Source organism: Exiguobacterium sp. s123 (genome assembly GCF_018617075.1).
In the GTDB taxonomy this organism is placed as follows: domain Bacteria; phylum Bacillota; class Bacilli; order Exiguobacteriales; family Exiguobacteriaceae; genus Exiguobacterium; species Exiguobacterium profundum.
The window spans coordinates 87,797-107,489 of record NZ_JACSJL010000007.1 but is presented as its reverse complement, the minus strand read 5'-3'; the positions used below and the strand labels follow the sequence as shown (position 1 = coordinate 107,489).

Genomic DNA, 19,693 nt, shown 5'->3' with positions numbered 1-19,693 from the left:
ATGAAACGACGTAAAGTGAGGATATAGTATGGGAAACATTGCGATTTTAACCGACAGTACCGCCTATCTGTCGGATGATTTTTTGGCGCGACATGACGTCCATGTCGCACCACTCAGTGTCATCTTCGATGGCGCGTCGTACCGCGAGTCGATTGACATGTCGACCGAGGCGTTTTATGAGCGTATCGAGGCGGGGAATCTGCCGACGACGTCGCAACCGGTCATCGGTGAGACGGTGGAATTGATTGAGAGCTTGCCGGACGATGTGACGGACGTGATTGCGATCACGCTCTCCAGTGGAATCAGCGGAACGTACCAATCGATGGTCGCGCTAAATGACATGGTCGATGTGACGGTTCATGCGTTTGACTCCGAGATTTCGTGTATGCCGCAAGCGTTCATGGTCGAAGAGGCCCTTCACCTCCGTGACAACGGAGCGACACCAGAAGAAATCATCGCCCGGCTTGAAACGGTCCGTGATTCGATTCGTGCGTACTTCGTCGTCGATGACCTCGACCATTTGCAACGCGGTGGACGGTTGAGCGCGGCGCAAGCGCTCGTCGGATCGTTCTTACAAATCAAGCCGGTCCTTCATTTCCAGGATAAATTGATTGTCCCGTTCGAGAAGATTCGGACATACAAGAAGGCTGTACGTCGAATCGAAGAGATGATGGACGAATCGATTGTCGGAGACGGGGAAGGCTACTGCATCGGCATCATTCACGCCAACTGCCCGGAGCGTCAGGCGGAAGAGCTCGCTTCGATGAAACAGAAGTTCCCGAAAGCACACATCTCGGGAAGCCATTTCGGTCCCGTCATCGGAACGCATCTCGGACCTGGTGCAATCGGCATCACGTGGTATCGTCGCGAATGGTAAGAGAGACGACCGTCTAAGGTCGTCTTTTTCAATGGAGGAGGGAATGAAATGGCGAAATATCGCCAAATCTTTGAGCGTCTGGCAGAAGAGATGCGAAATGGAACAAGACCCGCTGACTCAAAGCTTCCGTCTGAGACCGAGTTGATGCATCAGTTCGAGGCCAGCCGGGGAACCGTCCGAAAAGCGCTCGATCTTTTACAGGAAAACGGGTATGTCCGGAAGCATCACGGAAAAGGCGTGTTCGTATTGAAACGGGACCAGATCGAGTTTCAATTCAACGGCATCGTCAGTTTCTCAGAAGTGTACGCGAGCATGCTCGGTCGTTCTATTCAGACTCACGTCGCTTCGTTTGAAGAGATGGAGGCCCCGACTTGGCTCGCCGAACGGATGAATTTGGCGGCGGGGACGCACGTGTTTCGCATCGAACGGGTTCGGAACTTTGACGGGGAGAACGTCATCTTAGATATCAACTATTTCGTCAAAGACCTCGTCCCTGGATTAACAGAAGAGATTGCGGCTCGTTCGATTTATGGATATATCGAAGGAGAGCTCGGCCTACAGATCAGCTATGCCAAACGAAAGATTGCGGCAGAAGACGTGACCGAACTCGACCGGAAGCGGCTCGACTTGCATGACTATGAATACGTCATCGTCATCACGAACGATACGTTCTTATATGAAGGACAACAATTTGAATATACGGAGTCGCGTCACCGCTTGGACAAGTTCCAGTTTAGCGACGTCGCCCGTAGGTAAACCTCTTTCGTACAGGAAGGGGTTTTTTGTTTGTCCTAAGTCAAAATAGGGGAATTTTAACAGTAAATCACAACGCAAAACTTTCATGTTCAACTCATATATATAAGTTGTTGACTTAACTTATATAGATAAGTTATACTTTGTTTGTACTCATAAGTAACCGTTTTCATTTACAGTTTTCAAACAAAGGAGGACATTCAACATGAAGGCAGATTATCGTCAAATTGCCGCAGAGATTTTAGACGCGATCGGCGGCAAAGACAACGTGGACAAAGCCGCACACTGTGTGACACGTCTTCGTCTCTCCCTCAAAGACCAGTCAAAAGTCGATGAGGCACGTGTGAAAGAAGTCGATCTCGTCAAAGGGGCGTTCGAGAACTCGGGCGTGTATCAAATCGTCATCGGAGCCGGTGATGTCGACCGCGTCTATGCCGAGTTCATCAAACTCGCGGGACTTGAGGCGGCAACGGTCGCCGAGGTCAAATCCGCAGGCGGCAAAAAAATGAATCCGCTTCAAAAACTCGTCAAAGTCTTCTCTGACGTCTTTATGCCAATCATTCCAGCCATCATCGTGGCCGGTCTCCTCATGGGGATCAACAACTTACTCGCTTCTGAAGGTCTCTTCATCGACGGAAAGACACTCATCGAGGCGTATCCGAACTTACAAGGACTTTGGGACCTCATCAACATGATGGCGAACACGTCATTCGTCTTCTTACCGGCACTCGTCGGTTGGTCGGCGACGAAACGTTTCGGTGGGAGCGAAGTGCTCGGGATCGTCATGGGTCTCTTGCTCGTTCACCCGGATCTCTTGAACGCTTGGGGCTACGGGACAGCAGCACTTGAAGGAGAAGTACCGACATTCGATATCCTCGGACTCTTCGAAATTGAGAAAGTCGGATATCAAGGTCAAATCTTGCCGGTTCTCGCTGCGGCTTATATTTTGAGCCAAATCGAGATGTTCTTGAAAAAACGTGTACCGAACGCCATCCAACTCTTGGTCGTTCCGATCACAACCATCGTCGTCACTGGATTCCTTGCACTCGCAATCGTTGGACCGGTCACTCGTGGAATCGGGAACGTGATTGCGACAGGACTCGTCAACACGTTTGAAGCCGTACCGGTCGTCGGGGCACTCCTCTTCGGCTTGTTCTACGCGCCGCTCGTCGTCACCGGGATGCACCACTTGTTCATCGCCATCGACCTTCAGTTGATCGCCGATACAGGCGGTACGTTCATCTGGCCGATGATCGCACTCTCAAACATTGCTCAAGGTTCGGCTGCACTCGCGATGTTCTTCGTCTACAAGCACAACGCTAAACAAAAGAGCATGGCGTCGACTTCAGCCATTTCAGCTTATTTCGGAATCACAGAGCCAGCCATGTTCGGGGTCAACTTACCAAATAAATTCCCGTTCTATTCAGCGATGATCGGGTCGGCAATCGCTGCCATCTTCATCACATTGAACGATGTGCAAGCAATCGCCATCGGTGTCGGAGGACTCCCTGGATTCCTCTCCATCTTCACAGATAAAATCCTTCTCTTCATCGTCGGCATGGTCATCGCGATCATCGTACCGTTCGCGCTCACATTCATCTTGTCGAAGCGTTACATGAAGAAAGGTGAACTTGAAGAAAACAAAGTCGCATAAGCAATGACTCGGGAGGGAGGGACGGCAGTTCTTCCCTCTTTCTTATTGAAATGAAAACTCTTACAAAAAGGAGATGTCGTTGATGACACAGAAAAATTGGCGCAAATCAGTCGTCTATCAAATTTACCCGAAAAGTTTTTACAGTCCGGAAGGGAATGCGACCGGATCGATCAAAGGGGTGACGGCGAAGCTGGATTACTTGGCAGAACTCGGCATCGAATACATTTGGATGACGCCTGTCTATCAGTCACCTCAACACGATAACGGCTATGACGTGAGTGATTACTATGCCATTGACCCGTCTTACGGCACGATGGAAGACCTCGATGAATTGATCCGTGAAGCAGAGGCGCGAGGCATCGGCCTCATGATGGACATCGTCGTCAACCACTCGTCGACCGAGCACGAATGGTTCCAAAAATCATTGGCGAGAGACGAGCGATACCGTGACTACTACATCTGGCGCGACGAACCAACGAACTGGAAATCAAAGTTTGGCGGAAGCGCGTGGGAATATGATGAGAGGAGAGGGCAATATTATCTCCACCTGTTCGACGTGACCCAGGCCGACCTGAACTGGGAGAATGAACAGATGCGTGAAGACATCTATGAGATGATGCGCTTCTGGCGGGAGAAAGGAATCAAAGGATTCCGTCTCGACGTCATCAACCTCATCTCGAAAGAACAGGACTTCCCAGAAGACGAGTCGGACGGTCGCAAGTTCTATACGGACGGTCCACGCATCCACGAATATTTAAAAGAGATGAACCGGGAAGTATTCGACGGGCACGACGTCATCACGGTCGGGGAGATGTCTTCGACGACGCTCGACCACTGCGTCCGCTATTCAAACCCGGACGAGAACGAGCTCAGCATGACGTTCAGCTTCCACCACTTGAAAGTCGACTACCCGAACGGGGAGAAGTTCGTCGCTGCACCGTTCGATTTCATTCAATTGAAAGACATCATGTCGACGTGGCAACAAGGGATGCACGGGAAGGGATGGAACGCCATCTTCTGGTGCAACCATGACCAACCGCGCGTCGTCAGCCGTTTCGGGAACGACACGAACCATCGCGTCGAGAGCGCGAAGATGCTCGCGACCGTGCTCCACGGCCTTCAAGGGACACCGTATATCTATCAAGGGGAAGAAATCGGGATGACGAATCCTGGCTTCGACTCGCTCGACGAATATCGGGATATCGAGACGCTCAACATCTACAAGTTGAAGCGGGAAGAGGGCGTGTCGCACGAAGACATGATGGCCGCCATCAAACAGAAGTCACGCGACAACTCGCGGACGCCGATGCAGTGGGATGCGACGACGCATGCCGGCTTCACGAGCGGCACGCCGTGGATCAACGTGGCACCGAACTATGAGGACGTGAACGTCGAGACGGCGCTTCGTGATCCGAACTCGGTGTTCTACCACTACAAACATTTGATTGCATTACGAAAAGAACTTGACGTCTTGACGGATGGGGATTACACGCTTCTCACACCTGATTCGTTGGACGTTTGGGCATATACACGGAAGACCGACCGCGAGGAACTTCTCGTCGTCGCCAACTTCTATGGAACGGAAACGACGTATACGATTCCGGAAGGGTTCGAGCGGGTGAACGTCGTCAGCCACAACTATGACGTGCCTGAGCTCGACGGGACGACGCTGTCCCTTCGTCCGTACGAGGCGATCATGTTCTACAAACAGAAGTAACAAATAGGACCCGACGCTTTCGTCGGGTCCTATTTGTGTAGTCGACCTACGTTGTTTTAGATAAGTCGTATCGCATTTATATAGCCGTTTTGGTAGCGTGATGACAAAAAGGAGTCAGGTCATGGGAGAACTTATTGTCGCTCAGGCAGGAAAACGGGCCATCCGCTTCGGTATCTGCCAACGCTGTCTCAGCACGGACGTCCGGACGTTCACCTGTCATCACGGAAGTTGTGCCTATTGTCGAAATTGTCTATACCTCGGGCGTGTCTGTCGCTGTGATTATCTAGAGGAGCGGGACATCACGACACCTCTCGAAACGACCGATTTGACGATGCCGTTCGAGCTCGCTCCCGACCAAACACGGGTCGCAAATCAGCTGCTCACGTGGTGGGACGGACAAAAGACGGGGCTCGTACATGCGGTATGCGGCGCCGGGAAGACGGAGATGACGTTCCCGGTGATTGAGCGGGTCGTCAATGCAGGGAAGCGGGTATTGATCGTGTCCCCGAGGAAAGACGTCGCCATCGAATGGGTCGAACGGCTCGAACGAGCATTCACCGTGTCTGTCACGAAACGATACGGGGGCGGGGAGAAAGACTCTATCGGGATGATCACGGTGGCGACCGCACCGTTACTCATGAATGTTCGGGACGTCTTCGATTATGTGCTCGTCGATGAGTCCGATGCCTTCCCGTTTGCCTTTGACGTGGCGCTATGGAATACGATTCGGCGTGCCGGGAGAGGTGTCTTCTTATTCATCACGGCAACCCCGACCGTTTGGCAACAGATGTTTCCGATGGTTCATCTGTCCCGGCGCTATCACGGATTTGATTTGCCGGTCCCGACACTTGTCAAACAGTCCGACGAACGAATCGTAGAGTTCTGTCGACGTCACGCCTTGAAACCACGTCTCTTGTTCGTGCCGACGAAGCCTGATTTGGAGCGGTACCGCGAGACATTAGCAGATGCAGGACTAACCTGTCGGATGGTGTCGGCCGAGACCGAGGAACGGACCGACGCCCTTCACTGGCTCCAAGAGACGAACGGCGTCGTCCTTGCGACCTCAATCTGGGAGCGAGGGATGACGGTTCGGGATGTACAGGTCGGGGTACTCGAGAGCGAACATCGACTCTTCTCGACACGGGGTCTCATTCAGATGGCAGGTCGAGCTGGGAGAAAACCGGACGCGCCGACAGGAGAGGTCTGTTTCTTTTACAAGGAGCGGACGTTCCGTCAAGATGTTGCCATCCGGAAAATCAAGGAGGCGAATCGGCGATGAGATGTCTTCTTTGTCATGAGTCGATGACCGTCCCGTGGACTCCTGCCACATTATGGCGACGGGACTGGGTGTGTCCTTCTTGCGAGTCGAAACTGACGCCGCTCGGTGCGGGTTGCCCGCGCTGTGGTCAACCGAATGAGAGCGGTGAGACGTGTCCGGACTGCATCCGTTGGCTCGCACTCGGTCTAGACTTGACCGTCCACTGCCTGTACGCATACGATGAGGCAGGAATTGACTGGCTACATCGATTTAAACTCAGCGGGGATGTCGTCATCGCCTCATCGGTCGCGCCAGCGCTTCGGGCATTGCATTCATCTAGCGTGACCTATGTTCCGGTCCCATTGAGTAAGGAGCGACTTCAGACACGTCGCTTCAATCAGGCCGAGGTACTCGCGCGATGTATCGGTCCGACGCGACAGCTTCTCGAAAAAACGGAGGTTTCAAGTCAACGTGAACTCGGGAAAGAAGGAAGACGACACCGAACGAATCCTTTCACTGTACCAACTTCAGTGAAATGTGGGAAAATCATTCTTGTAGACGACGTCTATACGACGGGGACGACCCTTCATCAGGCGGCCTATTCGTTGCGACAGGCAGGTGCATCAGAAGTTTCTGCGATTTGCTTATTTCGGGCGCTAAACAAATCGAAATCGCATCCGATATAAAGAGCAGAGGTGAAACCAATGGATGCAGCAACTTGCCAAATGTGTGGACGCTTGTTTATGAAGCAAAGCCGTTCACCGTACTGTCCATCATGTAGTGATGTCGACTTCCAAAACTTTTTGAAAGTCCGCGACTTCATTCGTGAGCCAGCCAACAAACAGACGACCATCGGAGCCCTCGTCGAAGCGACGGGCGTCTCTGAACTTGATATCACGCGATATATCCATGAAGGACGCTTGATCATCAAGGACAATCCGGCGCTTGCCATCAGCTGCGTCCGTTGTGGTCAACCGACGAACGAAGGAAAAATTTGTTCGAACTGCCAGAGAGATATGCAGAAGGAACTGTCCAGTCTACAGGAGAGCTTGACGAAACAATCAAGCATCCGCACTTATCGTTTGGATTAACATCATGAAGAGGGGGAAGACGCATGCGCATCGATTCAGCCAAGTGGGTACACTTACCGAACACTTATGAAAAGAAAACGCAAGTCGAACCGAAGCCCGCGCAATCACGCCAAACGGACCAATTGTCAATCTCGGCGGAAGCCCGCGCCCGGTTTGAAGAACCGGTGAAACATCCGGACCGTCTCGCAAAAATCGACGCTTTGAAAGCAGAGATTGATGCGGGCACGTATTCACGGGACGCGCGCGAAATCGCTAAACGCTTTCTACAAGGATGAATGGAAGCGAGGTCCGTTTGAGGCCTTCGCACTGAATAACACGGCACGGAAGCTGACTAAATAAGGGGCACCCCTTTCTTTAGTCGGCTCTTTTTTTGAAAAAAGGAGAGACTCATGCTCACATTACATAAACGGTTACTCGAATTGGCTTACGCGAAAGAACAGCAACTCATTCAAAATGACATGGTGGCATTTAGCACGCTCGTCAAAGAAGAAGCGAAACTCGTCCGACAAATTTCACAAAAAGAAGCGGAACGACTTCAAGGGACGTATGAATTGGACGATGAAGAGATAGAGGAATTGAGACCGGTCTTGTTCGAGTTGAAGCGACAGAACGAATTGAACGCGACGCTACTCGAACAATCCCTTCGTTATATTACTTGGCATCTGGATATGCTCATGCCGGAAGCAGATGATTTTACATACGGACAACAAGCGTTCGAAACACGCTCGTTCAGCCGTGACGTTTAAGGAGGAAGTGGAATGGGTTCAACATTTATGGGATTAGAGACGGCACGCCGCAGTCTCTCGACACACCAATGGGCGCTTCAAGCGACCGGGAATAACGTGGCGAACGCCTCAAACCCTGGCTATTCGCGCCAACGACTCACACTCGGGATGACCGAACAGCTCTCGGTCAACTTCGGCGGGACAAAAGCCGGACAATTCGGGACAGGTGTACGCGGGGAGACGCTCGCCCGAATTCGCGATCTTATGATCGATCAACAGTATCGTGACGAGTCGGTGAAGAACGCCTTCTATGCGACGAAAGAAGCGGCGTTCGGCCGGATGGAAGACATCATCAACGAACCGTCTGAGAACGGACTCGCTAAATCGCTCGACTTGTTCTGGGCGTCACTTCAAGACTTGTCGGTCAACCCGGATGATACGGGTGCGCGAAGCGTGGTTCGGCAACGAGCGTTGACGTTGACACAAACGTTCAACTACATGTCTTCTTCGTTATCGAAAGTACAAGAGGACTTGAAAGCAGAAGCGGGCGTCGTCACGAAAAAAATCAACGACTTGTTGACGAAAATTGGTGACGTCAACCGTCAAATCGGTGATGCAGAGCCTCTTGGTGTTCTGCCAAATGAATTGTATGATGAGCGCGATCGCTACATGGACGAGTTGTCGCAATACATTGAATTCGAACGTGTGCCTGTTGATTACACGAACGGCGAAACACGTGGAAACTCGCAACGTGTCGCGGAAGGACGGATTGATATTCAGATTTCTGTGCCCGGAACACCGACTCCAACAAAGATTACGTTAGTGGATGGACTAACAGGCGGAGTTGGGAAAATTAACGACATGGAGATCACAGATGCGGCCGCAGGAACGACAACGCTCGTCTTTGACGATTTACCAAATGGGAAGTTGAAAGCGCTCGTTGATATGTACGGTTCAGCTACGGGAACAGAAACGCACGATGGAGCTTTTACCAAGATGTTGAAGGATTTAGACGTCATGGCAAAAGAGTTCACGACGGCATTTAATGATTTGCATAAGACTTTTTACGATGGGAATGTTCAAGATAATCCCCGTCAAAAAGGTATCGATTTCTTTATTGTCGGCGATGCGAAGACCGTAACGGTCAATCCGACAATTTTATCGAACTTGAACTTGATCGCCATCTCAAAAGACCAAAACATCGGAGACGGCAGCGGGGCTCTTGACTTGGCAAACTTAAAAAATGCGCAAATCACATTTACGGGTGGTTCATCCACTGCGACGACCTCAATCGGGAAATACTATCAAAACGTCATTGGGAACATGGCTGTCGAGGCGAGCCAGAACGGAAACCTCGCTAAGAGTACATTCGCTCTGTTGAGCAGTTCAGACCAGCGGCGTCAGTCGGTCAGTGCCGTCTCGCTCGATGAAGAGATGACGATGATGATCCAGTATCAGCACGCTTATAATGCAGCGGCCCGTAACATCACGGCCGTCGATGAAATGTTAGACAAAATCATTAACGGCATGGGTGTCGTAGGGAGGTAATGACTGATGCGTGTCACACAGACAATGCTCACACAGACGAACTTGAAGCATTTATCCAGTAGCTACAACACACTCGCTCGTGTCCAGGAACAGCTCATCAGCGGGAAACGGATTCAAAAAGCATCAGAAGATCCAGTCGTCGCGATGCAAGGCATTCGTTACCGGACCGAGGTACGTGAAGTCGACCAATTCCGTCGTAACGTCAGCGAGGCGACGAGCTGGATGGATTTGACGGACTCGACATTGAACGAAGTCACGGAAGCCGTCAAACGGATTCGTGAACTGACGACGCAAGCGGCGAACGATACGTATGAATCATCGCAACGTGAGATTATCAAGAGTGAGGTCGATCAGTTGATCGAACATATCGGCTCTCTCGCCAACTCAAAGGCAGGCGAGAAGTATATTTATAATGGGACGAAAACGGATCAACCGCTCATCAATGTCGATAATTTAAAGGCGTATTTAGCGAATCCGGCTGGTTCTGTCGATTCGATTTATGAGAGTGGAACGACACCGACAGCAAGTGGGAAAATCGAATTTGAAGTATCAAAAGGAATTACCGTACAAGTGAATATGCAACCAGAAACGGTTTTTGGTAAAGAGTTATTTGAAGGTCTTCATAAATTGAGTACACTTTTAAAAGAGACAACGACTACTGGTGCCGACCTATCGGCTGAACTCGACACGCTCGATACACTCGGTCAAAACTTGATCACAGAGCGCGCCGAACTCGGTGCCCGTGCGAACCGTTTGGAGCTCGTCGACAACCGTCTACAAGACCATGAGATTATCGCCAAGACGATCATGTCTGATAACGAGGACATCGACGTGGAGAAAGTCATTATGGAACTGAAGTCACATGAGACTGTCCACCGTGCAGCGCTTTCTGCAGGTGCCCGCATCATTCAGCCGACGCTCCTCGACTTCTTACGGTAATTGATGATGAATCTCGCGAGACTTGAGATGCGGCAGACACAGGCCGCAATCCAGATGACATCCAATCGACCGGTACTCGAGATGCGTCAAGGACGGGCCGACCTGTCCATCCAACAAGGGAGAGCCGAGATGACGCAACAGACGACACAAGGGAAGCTTGAGGTTGATTCATCAGTAGCGAGAAGTGAGAGCAACCTGAAAGGCGTGCTTGAACTCGGGAAATACCTCGGTCAGATGGGAGAGCAAGGGGCCCGTGAGGCGATGGCGAACATCGCCCGGGACGGCGACCGTATGATGCGGATCGAGAACGGGAATCCGATTCCATCGATGGCAGCGGAGAAGGTGAACGACCCGTATCCGATCGTCGAGATGGGCTACATGCCAAAATCGATTGATCGTGTCAAGTTGACGTATACGCCGGCGGATGTGAAAATCGAGTGGAATATCACGCCACCCCAAATTGATGTATCGCTCACGCCAGCCGATATCTCGTTCACGCCATGGACGACGGACATCTCGCTCCGTCAACAGGCGTCACTCGAGATATGGCCGGTCGGTGGGATGTATGATGAAACGCGTTGAAAGTGAGGACAATCCATGTTCATTGAAACAGACTACTTTGGCAAGATTGAAATAAACGAAGCGGAGACAATCACGTTCGTCAGTGAGATCCCGGGGTTCCCGGATTCAAAGACGTTCGTGCTGATCCCGTACGGGGAGGATTTACCGTTCTGGTCGCTTCAGTCAATCGAGGAACAAGCCTGTGCGTTCGTCGTGACGAACCCGTTTTGGCATAAGTCGGACTATGCGTTCGAATTGTCGGATGGCGCGAAAGACCAACTTGGGATCGAAGAGGCGGAACACGTCTCGGTCTACTCGATCGTCACGCTCCGTGAGCCGTTCGAATCGTCGACGCTCAATTTGAAGGCGCCGATCGTTATCGAGACGAAGGAACGTCGCGGGAAACAAGTCATCCTAGACGATGCGTATCCAGCCCGTTATCCGCTCGGCGGCACGAAAGCGGAGGTGCGCTGATGCTCGTATTGAAACGAAAACAAGGTGAGGCCATCCATATCGGGGACGACGTGACGCTCACAGTGCTCGCCATCGAAGGCGACCAAGTGAAGCTCGGGATTGAGGCCCCGCGTCACATCGACATCCATCGTCATGAAGTGTACATTCAAATGCAGGAAGAGAACGAGTCGGCACGAGATAGCGCCAACTTGATGAAGCAGATGATTCAGAAGCAGTCGGAAGCGTGAGCTTTCGACTGTTTTCATGAATCCGGTAATTAATGGATGACAGCGCTTGATGGATTGGGATAGGATGGAAACGTGAAAGGAAGGAGGGGAATCGGTGGAAACAGGTATTAATAGTTTTCTTATCAACATCAGTCTGATCTTTTTATTCATGTCGCTCACACTCTATGTGATGCGGACGGTTTTACCGATTCAGCCGACCTCCCCGTTATTCGTACGGTTTTGGTTTGGGGTCTCTAACGGGTTGACGGCAATTCTCTTAACCATTAACTCCATCGAATTAGGGGATGCACGAATCGACCTTCGTCTCATCCCGATTGCCTTATCCGCAACGTTCGCTGGACCGTTCGGAGCTATTGTCACGCTCAGTCTGATCTTCATCGGACGCACGACGCTGCACGGAATGAGTGCTCCGTTCATAGACTCATTACTACTGTTACTTGTCTTCTTTTTATTTTCTCTCGTCATGACACGTTTACCGATTCGTCAAGGGAGAGGGTATGCCATTTACATCGGGTCAGGTGCGCTCCTCGTCTTGATTCAAGTGAGAGGCAGTGTGAATGAGACGATCTTTATAAATGTATTTGTTCCTTATTTTCTCATGTTATCTTTTGGGGCCTGGCTCTGCTATTGGGCCGCAAAGAAGATTGAGACGCATCTATGGATGTTTCTCCTACATACGCATCGGGCGACCATTGATGAGTTGACGGGACTTCCGAATCGTTACAGGACCCTCGAACAGATGAACGATTTGGAAATGTCCGGGAAACCGTGGACGTTACTCGTTATCGACGTTGATCATTTTAAACAGTTGAACGATACATATGGGCACTTGGCGGGAGACGCAGCACTTCGTCATATCGGACAAACGTTGGAACGGATCTGTCCGCCGTCTGGATTCGTCGGGCGATATGGTGGCGAAGAATTTTTGCTCGTCCTTGAAGGGAGTGAAGGCATGGCGAAGGTGGCAGAAAACATCGTGCAGATGGTACAGCGAACACCATTCGAATTTCAAGGCGAACGCATCCCGATGACCGTCTCCATCGGCGCGGCAATCGCTGGGCATGAGCCGAGCATGGTCGTGTTTGAACGGGCCGATGCGGCATTATACGAAGCAAAACGAAATGGACGGGACCAAGTGAAGTTTGCATAAAAATCCCCTATAACCGTTGGCGATGATGGTCCAGCGGTTATAGGGGATTTCACGTTTAGTGAATGTTTTTCTTCTTGAACTGACCGCCGCGGACGTCGTGAATGTTGCCGATGGCGAGGAACGCTTTCTCGTCATAGTCATCGAGGATGTCTTTCAGTTTCGTCTCTTCGAGTCGACTGATGACCGTGAAGACGACTTTCTTCCCGTCACCCGTGTAGGCGCCTTCTCCATGAAGATACGTCACGCCACGACCGAGTCGGTCCATGATGGCCTGTCCGATGTCGTCTGGTGCGGACGTGATGATCCACGCCGCTTTCGACTGGTCGATTCCTTCTAGGACGACATCGATCGTCTTGAAGGCGATGAAATAGGTGAGGAGCGAATACATGGCCCGGTCCCAACTGAAGACGAATCCGGCCGTCCCGAGGATGAAGATGTTGAAAAACATGACAATCTCCCCGACGGAGAAAGGCAACCGGTTCGTGAAAGCGACGGCGAGGATTTCTGTTCCGTCGAGCGAGCCCCCGGCGCGGATGACGAGCCCGATTCCGGCACCGAGTAAGAAGCCACCGAAGACGGTCGACAAGAGGAGGTCGTCTGTGAACGGCTTGATGTCATGCAGGACGATGGTGAAGGCCGACATGAGCAGGATGGCCGTCAACGTGACGACGGCGAACGTTTTCCCGATTTGCCGATAGCCGAAGTAGATGAACGGTAAGTTGAAGAGGACGAGCCAAATCGCGAGTTTCGTCTCCGTCAAGTACGACACGATGATCGAGACACCGACGATACCACCGTCGATGATTTGATTCGGTACGAGGAACGCCTCCAAGCCGACGGCAAAGACGAGGGAGCCGAGCAGCAAAAGGACGACTTTTACAAACAGTTCAGAAGCCTTAATCGGATTATGTTCCCGCCTTAAGCGCTGCACTTCCTCCGGTGTCGGGGAAGGCATAGGTGTACGCTGCATAAAGGATGCCCCCTTTCCATTTTCTTAAGTATAACAAATGATACGAACCGACAATCATTTACGACAGAGAATCTGACATGAATATTCAGAATTGATGGATGATTCCCGATAAATTATTTCGATATCATTTTATGTTAGACTTACAAGTGTGTTGAACAATGGATGGAGGTCTATAGGATGAAACGAGAAAACAAAACGTGGTTGATGGCGTTTCAAATGATGATGAACATCATCGGGGGACTCATCGCGGCGTATGGATTGGAATCGGTCCTCATTCCGAATAACGTTTCGGACGGGGGCGTCACTGGGATCAGTATCGTCGGGTCACAACTGACGGGACTGCCGCTCGGTATTTTCATCGGGGTGTTAAATATTCCGTTTGTCTATCTCGGTTATAAACAAATCGGGAAGAGTTTCGCCATCCTTTCAGTCACCGGGATTGCGTCTTTGTCTGTTGGTACGGTCATTATGCACCATGTTCCGACCATCATCGAGGGGGACGCGCTTCTCATCACCGTGGTCGGTGGGATCATCCTCGGGTTCGGAATGGGGATTTCGCTTCGCAACGGGGGAGCGCTTGACGGCATCGATATGTTGGCAGTCCTCTTATCACGTAAATTGCCGTTCGGGACGAGTGATTTGATCCTGTTTTTGAATACATTCGTCTTTATCGTCGTTTCGACGGTGTTCGGTCTTCAAGGAGCCGTCCTGTCCGCCATCGCCTACTTCATCGCCTCGAAAGTGATCCATATCGTGGAGGAGGGATTGAGCGGGGCGAAGACGTTCAAAATCATCACGAGTGAACCGCATGAGATGGTCGAGACGATTCGGGACCGTCTCGGACGGAGCGCCACGTTGAATCAAATCCAAGGGGCGTATTCCAAAGAAAGCTATTACGAAATCACGTGTGTCATCAACCGGCTCGAAGAACGAAAGATCAAAGACATCATCGATGATGTCGACTCGAAAGCGTTCGTCGTCGTGTATGAGGTGACAGAGGTCAAAGGCGGGAATTTCCAAAAACGCGATATTCATTAACGGATGGCCAAGGGTCGTCCGTTTTTTTAACCTCTACACGTGTGAACCGACTAAGCAGGAAATCACATAGGGAAAGTGGAAGAAGTCGATGCTAGAGAAAGGGGAGGATTGGGAATGTACGCACTGATTGGAAAGCTTGTCACGAAAGCGGGGCAACGCGACAGTCTCGTGGCGATTTTATCGGAAGCGGCGCGGGAGATGGAGGCGACATCGGACTGTGAATCGTATCGGGTCCACGTGTCGCTCGACGAAGCGAATACCGTGTTCGTCTATGAAGTATGGCGAAATGAAGAGGCGCATGCGGCGTCGTTGTCACTTGCTGAAGTGAGGGCATATATCGATCAGGCGAAGCCGATCCTTGAGCGAATGGAGCGGATCGCCGCGCTCGAACTCCGAACGTGACTAATATGGGATGATGAAGCGGATGGCGAAGCGCTGTCCGTTTTTTGCGAGCACGTTCGTGTTGAACGAAGTGATGCAAGTCGAGTTTTTCGAGTCGTTCGAACCACGTTTCCTTTGGCTCGGGGTCGTCTTCCACAGTCAGAGTCATTCCGACCGTCGTTCGACAAGAGGCATAAAAAGATCCCCTCGTTCTTATGGACGAGGGGATTGTCATCAACTTGTTGTCAAACTGCCTTTGACTTTGTCATAGAAATCATCCATCATACCAGTACGGCTACCGAGTTGGCAGATCAGTTCGAGCGTCTCTTTATAGAACTTCTTGACGAGTCCTTTGTTTTTGATGCCGTCCATCGAGGTGAGCGTCTGGTCGAGATTCTCTAAAATCTCTTTGATTTGTGCGTCCGAGTCCGGCTTGACGACCGTCATGTTCTCGGGGATGCTGACGACCTTCTCTTGGCCTTGGTGACGGAACGATGCACCGAAGCCAAGGTTCTCGATGAAGAGGTGAGGCATCACTTTTTGACCGAAGAAATGCTTGTGCCAGTCCGTCGCTTTCATCGTGTCCATGTCCTGTTTGAACGTAGATGCCGTCGAGACATATTGTTTGAACAAATCCGTCATAAATTTCTCGATGACCGGGATTTGAAGGGCGAAGACGTTTTTCAAGAGCGCGTCCAGCTGAGCGCGCGTCAAAGTAGTTTCGTTAGACATGTCAGTTCCTCTTTTCTATAGTACGTTATTACCATCGTATGGGATTGACGGACACTCGTCAATGTGAGGGGAAACATTTTTTCAGAATATTTAATGAAAAGTCATCAACTTGTGGGATAATCAAGTGAAGACATCAACAAGTGAGGAGTGGTTCTTGTGAACAAATCGATGAAGTGGGCGCTCGCGCTCGGTGTGACAGGTGCATTGGTGGCGACGGTCGGTGTCGTCTCGTCCCGGGGACGGACAGAGGATACGACTCAGACGATTCGTGACCGTGAGCTCGGTTATGAGATCGTCTTGCCATCAAAAATCGTCGAGGCAATTGAGCGGGGTGACGTCTATATCGAGAAGGCGCAGGACGTCGTTGACATCGGGGACACGAAGAGCTACGGTACGTTCGATTTATACTATAACGTCGAGGACGGGGACGACCAGCTCTTGTTCCACTTGGACTTGATCGACCGCGAATTGACTCAAGAGGCGTTCGCGACAGAAATCGGCTACGGCAACTATCTCGGGACGAACGACAAGACGTTCTTCTGGGTCGAACCGACAGAGGCCGTCCCAGGTGCGGAGGCGCATACGGACGAGATTGCCGAGTTGATCGAGACACTTCCTGAGTTAGAGTTTCGAACGTTATAACATGGAGAGACTGCAGACGGCTGAATCGTTTGTAGTCTTTTTAGAATGGGTGGTCGTGTGCGAACAAGGAAACGGGATTATTCGGAAGGATTGATCGTAGCCCTTCTGTTTATCGTTGCGATGTATGTATTTGATTTACCGAAACAAGAGAGCTTGATCACCTTGGCTGTCGTCATCGTCATCTCGGTGATGATGCGAGAAGTGACGCATCTTTTTCAGAATGAACGGAATGACTAAGAGTCTGCTCGCTACGGCGGGCTTTTTCCTTTGTGCTACAATACAAATGAGGTGATTTGAATGAATTGGACAGTAGAAGAAGTAAGGCAGGCAGATGACGTCAAGGCGTTAGAACAGGCAGTCAATTCGAGCGACAAGATTGATGTAAAAGTCGGTCATGAGTCAATCGGACAGAACGACTATGCAGTATACGACGGGGAGACGCTCGTCGGGTATCTCGTGCTTTTCCCGTATCTCCCGACGGAGTATGAAGTGAATGCGCTCGTCCATCCGGAATACCGGGAGCAAGGCGTCTTCACGGCACTGCTTGAGACGGCGAAACAAGACGCGAAGTTGAACGGTTGCGAAGCGTTCACGTTCGTCATCGACCGAAACTCGGCGTCCGGGAAAGCGGTGCTCGAGCATCTTCAGGCGGCGTATCAGTTCTCGGAATACAATCTCGTCTTGAAAAAAGCGGAACTCTTCTTGAAGCCGGACGAGGTATCGCTTCGTGAGGCGACGGCAGACGACCGTCCGCTCATCATCGCGACGCTAAGCGAGGCGTTCAGTGACCCGGTCGATGTGACGGAAAATATCTATCAACAAATCGATACGCCAGACCGCGTGACGTATATCGGTGAAGTGGACGGCAAACCGATCGGCGTGATTCGCGCTCTTCTCACTGGGGACGACGCGGCTAGCATTCATGCGTTCGGGGTCAAAGCAGGCGAGCAAGGCAAAGGGTTCGGCACGAAAATGTTGAAACAGATGGTCCAACAACTGTTCCGCATGGGTCGGACGAAAGTCGAGCTCGATGTCGAGACGGAAAACAAGGCGGCGCTCGAGATCTACAAACGCGCCGGTTTTGCGGAGAATGGTGGCTATGAGTTTTACATGATCGAATTATGAGGTGAACCACATGGTGAAAAATCTGAAATGGCTCGGCGCGGCGTTTGAAGCCTTTCTCGGGATTCCGCTTCTCGGCGGTCTCTTCATCATCGGGATGGGCTATTCGCCCCTCGGTTTCATGTTTGTGTACCACGTGATTGTGTTGATTCTTTCATTCAGTCGACTGAATCGATTCTCTTACGGCGCGGCGGTCGGAATTGCGGCCTCAGTGCTCGGCTTCATTCCGTTTGTCGGGATGATGCTACACTGGGCGGCTGCCATCACGCTCGCGATTGATGCGGCGACGACACCACGACGTGTGGTGCATGTCGAACGAGACGACCAAGCATTCTAACGAAACGTACTCCTTGACGGGGGTACGTTTTTTCATTGACCAAACGTTCAACTGAAAACGCTATACATTCATTGGAAATCGGACGATATAAGGAGTGATGAACACAATGAGGAGGAACAAACAGTGAAAGTATTTAAAAACTTTACGACGCAATTGCTCGCGTGGATTTTGGTCACGTCCTTTATCACGGGCGGAGCGGTCGGCTACATCACCCTATTACTCTTGACGGAACTCGAGATGGATCAAGGTCAAGTCATGCTCGTCGGTACGGTCGTGGCATTACTCATCTCGTCACTCGGCGGGGGTGTCATTTACTTGATTGCCCGTCGCCCATTGAAAGCGGTCGAGATGGCTTCTGAAAAAGCAGTCGAAGTCGGGAATGGGGACTTGACGGTACACTTCGCCGACGAGAAGACGACGGATCGTTCAGAGATGGGACGTCTACTCTTGTCGATGGACAACATGGTCGAACACCTTCGGGAGCAAGGCACGAACATGCGTTACACGGCGGACCAATTGACGGGTTCGGCACAGGAAATTGCAGCTTCAGTTCAAGAAGGGAACGTTGCGGGCGAAAGTATTCGTTCTGCGATGGATTCCCTCAACAAAATGTTGGAAGATAACGTCAGTGCGACGTATAACTCGATGGACTTGCTCGGAGCGGTCGCGCGGACAATGGAAAGCATCCGCCAAGAGATGTCATCGGCGCTTGATTCGGCGAGCGAGATGCAACAGGAAGCAGAGAGCGGGAAAGGCCTTGCCTCGTCTTCGGTCAACGCGATGCATGCGATTGCTGGGAAAGTGGAGCAATCATCAACACTTAACAGCCAGTTGACAGAAATGACAGGCGAAATTTCACGGATCACGGATGTCATCAGTGACATCTCGGCACAGACGAACTTGCTTGCCTTGAACGCATCAATCGAAGCGGCACGTGCCGGTGAGCATGGGCGTGGATTCGCCGTCGTTGCGGCAGAAGTGAAAAAGCTCGCGGAACAAACAGCGAATTCGACTCAAGAAATCACGGATCTCATTGTCGACGTGAAACGTCTCGTTGGCGATACATCGTCTTCCATGGCGAACGTCAAAGCGGAAGTGGAGACAGGCGTCGGGTTAGTTGAAAAAGCGGGTGGTGCTTTCGCATCGATTCACAATTCCGCAAATGAAGTATATAGCCATGTCCATTCGGTCGATTCACTCCTCGATGAGTCACGCGGTCAGATCGATTCGGTTGTGACAAACTCGGCAGGCATCGTTGGCATGGTCGAAGAGGCATCGCGCTATGCGAATGAAGTGACGTCAGCGGCGAGCCAGCAAGCAGCTAGTCTTGGTGAAGTGAACGGAGCGATGTCAGAGCTCGTTCGTGTTGCGGAGAGTTTGCAGAATGAGACGGAACAGATGAAGGTGGAAGTGTAAGTTAGAATAGCCCACTCTTGTTGGTCGTAAATGATCGATGGGAGTGGGCTTTTGTATATAAATTGAAGATTTCTATTCAAA

24 protein-coding genes are annotated in these 19,693 nt (G+C 51.2%); 22 read left to right on the top strand and 2 right to left on the bottom strand.

The features are described 5' to 3' along the window. Positions 1-28 precede the first annotated feature (28 nt). The 15 genes from KNO72_RS12675 to KNO72_RS12605 all read left to right on the top strand — a co-directional run bounded on the left by KNO72_RS12675 (position 29) and on the right by KNO72_RS12605 (position 12,974). A complete protein-coding gene (locus KNO72_RS12675; protein ID WP_214683813.1) occupies positions 29-877 on the top strand; it encodes a DegV family protein in 849 nt (282 codons plus the stop codon). 48 nt (positions 878-925) lie between these two features. Next, positions 926-1,633, top strand: coding sequence for a trehalose operon repressor (treR, locus tag KNO72_RS12670; protein WP_214683815.1), 708 nt, complete (start codon positions 926-928; stop codon positions 1,631-1,633). Positions 1,634-1,835: 202 nt separating this feature from the next. Beyond that, positions 1,836-3,284, top strand: coding sequence for a PTS system trehalose-specific EIIBC component (treP, locus tag KNO72_RS12665; RefSeq protein WP_047795045.1), 1,449 nt, complete (start codon positions 1,836-1,838; stop codon positions 3,282-3,284). A gap of 82 nt (positions 3,285-3,366) precedes the next feature. Continuing rightward, the gene (treC, locus tag KNO72_RS12660) at positions 3,367-5,001 is read left to right on the top strand and encodes an alpha,alpha-phosphotrehalase (RefSeq protein ID WP_214758378.1); all 1,635 of its coding nucleotides are present in this window, start codon (positions 3,367-3,369) and stop codon (positions 4,999-5,001) included. A gap of 121 nt (positions 5,002-5,122) precedes the next feature. Further along, positions 5,123-6,280, top strand: a complete 1,158-nt coding sequence (locus KNO72_RS12655) for a DEAD/DEAH box helicase family protein (RefSeq protein WP_214758376.1) — start codon at positions 5,123-5,125, stop codon at positions 6,278-6,280. Continuing rightward, positions 6,277-6,945, top strand: coding sequence for a ComFC family protein (locus tag KNO72_RS12650; protein WP_214758374.1), 669 nt, complete (start codon positions 6,277-6,279; stop codon positions 6,943-6,945). The genes KNO72_RS12655 and KNO72_RS12650 overlap by 4 nt, the downstream gene beginning before the upstream one ends. Positions 6,946-7,002: 57 nt before the next feature. Then, positions 7,003-7,350 carry a flagellar protein gene (locus KNO72_RS12645; RefSeq protein ID WP_251025516.1) on the top strand — a complete coding sequence of 116 codons (348 nt, stop codon included), beginning with the start codon at positions 7,003-7,005 and terminating at the stop codon, positions 7,348-7,350. 23 nt (positions 7,351-7,373) lie between these two features. Continuing rightward, positions 7,374-7,625, top strand: a complete 252-nt coding sequence (locus tag KNO72_RS12640; RefSeq protein WP_012726982.1) for a flagellar biosynthesis anti-sigma factor FlgM — start codon at positions 7,374-7,376, stop codon at positions 7,623-7,625. A gap of 114 nt (positions 7,626-7,739) precedes the next feature. Next, on the top strand, positions 7,740-8,096 hold the full coding sequence (gene flgN, locus KNO72_RS12635; RefSeq protein WP_074036203.1) for a flagellar export chaperone FlgN: 357 nt from the start codon (positions 7,740-7,742) through the stop codon (positions 8,094-8,096). A 12-nt stretch (positions 8,097-8,108) separates the two neighbouring features. Next, positions 8,109-9,623 carry a flagellar hook-associated protein FlgK gene (flgK, locus tag KNO72_RS12630; RefSeq protein WP_214758372.1) on the top strand — a complete coding sequence of 505 codons (1,515 nt, stop codon included), beginning with the start codon at positions 8,109-8,111 and terminating at the stop codon, positions 9,621-9,623. A gap of 6 nt (positions 9,624-9,629) precedes the next feature. Next, complete coding sequence (flgL, locus tag KNO72_RS12625) at positions 9,630-10,562, top strand: flagellar hook-associated protein FlgL (RefSeq protein ID WP_214758370.1); 933 nt, start codon at positions 9,630-9,632, stop codon at positions 10,560-10,562. A 27-nt stretch (positions 10,563-10,589) separates the two neighbouring features. Beyond that, positions 10,590-11,144 (top strand): DUF6470 family protein, encoded by a 555-nt coding sequence (locus tag KNO72_RS12620; protein ID WP_251028348.1) that lies wholly within the window; start codon positions 10,590-10,592, stop codon positions 11,142-11,144. 15 nt (positions 11,145-11,159) lie between these two features. Further along, positions 11,160-11,597 (top strand): flagellar assembly protein FliW, encoded by a 438-nt coding sequence (fliW, locus tag KNO72_RS12615; protein WP_012726977.1) that lies wholly within the window; start codon positions 11,160-11,162, stop codon positions 11,595-11,597. Continuing rightward, positions 11,597-11,824 carry a carbon storage regulator CsrA gene (gene csrA, locus KNO72_RS12610; protein ID WP_214683831.1) on the top strand — a complete coding sequence of 76 codons (228 nt, stop codon included), beginning with the start codon at positions 11,597-11,599 and terminating at the stop codon, positions 11,822-11,824. Before fliW ends, csrA begins: the two co-directional genes overlap by 1 nt. A gap of 94 nt (positions 11,825-11,918) precedes the next feature. Then, complete coding sequence (locus KNO72_RS12605; RefSeq protein WP_214758366.1) at positions 11,919-12,974, top strand: GGDEF domain-containing protein; 1,056 nt, start codon at positions 11,919-11,921, stop codon at positions 12,972-12,974. A 55-nt stretch (positions 12,975-13,029) separates the two neighbouring features. Here KNO72_RS12605 and KNO72_RS12600 read toward each other — a convergent pair whose 3' ends face one another. Next, a complete protein-coding gene (locus KNO72_RS12600; protein ID WP_078147345.1) occupies positions 13,030-13,944 on the bottom strand; it encodes a YitT family protein in 915 nt (304 codons plus the stop codon). A gap of 177 nt (positions 13,945-14,121) precedes the next feature. Between KNO72_RS12600 and KNO72_RS12595 the strand changes: the two genes are divergently transcribed. After that, on the top strand, positions 14,122-14,982 hold the full coding sequence (locus KNO72_RS12595) for a YitT family protein (RefSeq protein ID WP_078147344.1): 861 nt from the start codon (positions 14,122-14,124) through the stop codon (positions 14,980-14,982). 114 nt (positions 14,983-15,096) lie between these two features. Beyond that, positions 15,097-15,384, top strand: coding sequence for a putative quinol monooxygenase (locus KNO72_RS12590; RefSeq protein ID WP_214758364.1), 288 nt, complete (start codon positions 15,097-15,099; stop codon positions 15,382-15,384). Positions 15,385-15,597: 213 nt separating this feature from the next. Here the strand turns inward: KNO72_RS12590 and KNO72_RS12585 are convergent, their stop codons facing one another. Beyond that, positions 15,598-16,095: a hypothetical protein gene (locus tag KNO72_RS12585; protein ID WP_214758362.1), complete on the bottom strand. Its 498-nt coding sequence runs from the start codon at positions 16,093-16,095 to the stop codon at positions 15,598-15,600. 156 nt (positions 16,096-16,251) lie between these two features. On the opposite strand from KNO72_RS12585, the gene KNO72_RS12580 reads away from it, so the two are divergent. From KNO72_RS12580 to KNO72_RS12560, 5 genes are all read left to right on the top strand, one after another. Further along, positions 16,252-16,737, top strand: coding sequence for a hypothetical protein (locus tag KNO72_RS12580; RefSeq protein ID WP_214758360.1), 486 nt, complete (start codon positions 16,252-16,254; stop codon positions 16,735-16,737). 57 nt (positions 16,738-16,794) lie between these two features. Then, complete coding sequence (locus KNO72_RS12575) at positions 16,795-16,974, top strand: hypothetical protein (protein WP_214758358.1); 180 nt, start codon at positions 16,795-16,797, stop codon at positions 16,972-16,974. 60 nt (positions 16,975-17,034) lie between these two features. Continuing rightward, complete coding sequence (locus KNO72_RS12570) at positions 17,035-17,862, top strand: GNAT family N-acetyltransferase (RefSeq protein WP_214758356.1); 828 nt, start codon at positions 17,035-17,037, stop codon at positions 17,860-17,862. A gap of 10 nt (positions 17,863-17,872) precedes the next feature. Next, on the top strand, positions 17,873-18,196 hold the full coding sequence (locus tag KNO72_RS12565) for a hypothetical protein (RefSeq protein WP_214758354.1): 324 nt from the start codon (positions 17,873-17,875) through the stop codon (positions 18,194-18,196). Between the two features lie 123 nt (positions 18,197-18,319). Then, entirely contained in the window at positions 18,320-19,612 is a 1,293-nt protein-coding gene (locus tag KNO72_RS12560; RefSeq protein WP_214758352.1) for a methyl-accepting chemotaxis protein, read from the top strand. Positions 19,613-19,693: the final 81 nt, after the last annotated feature.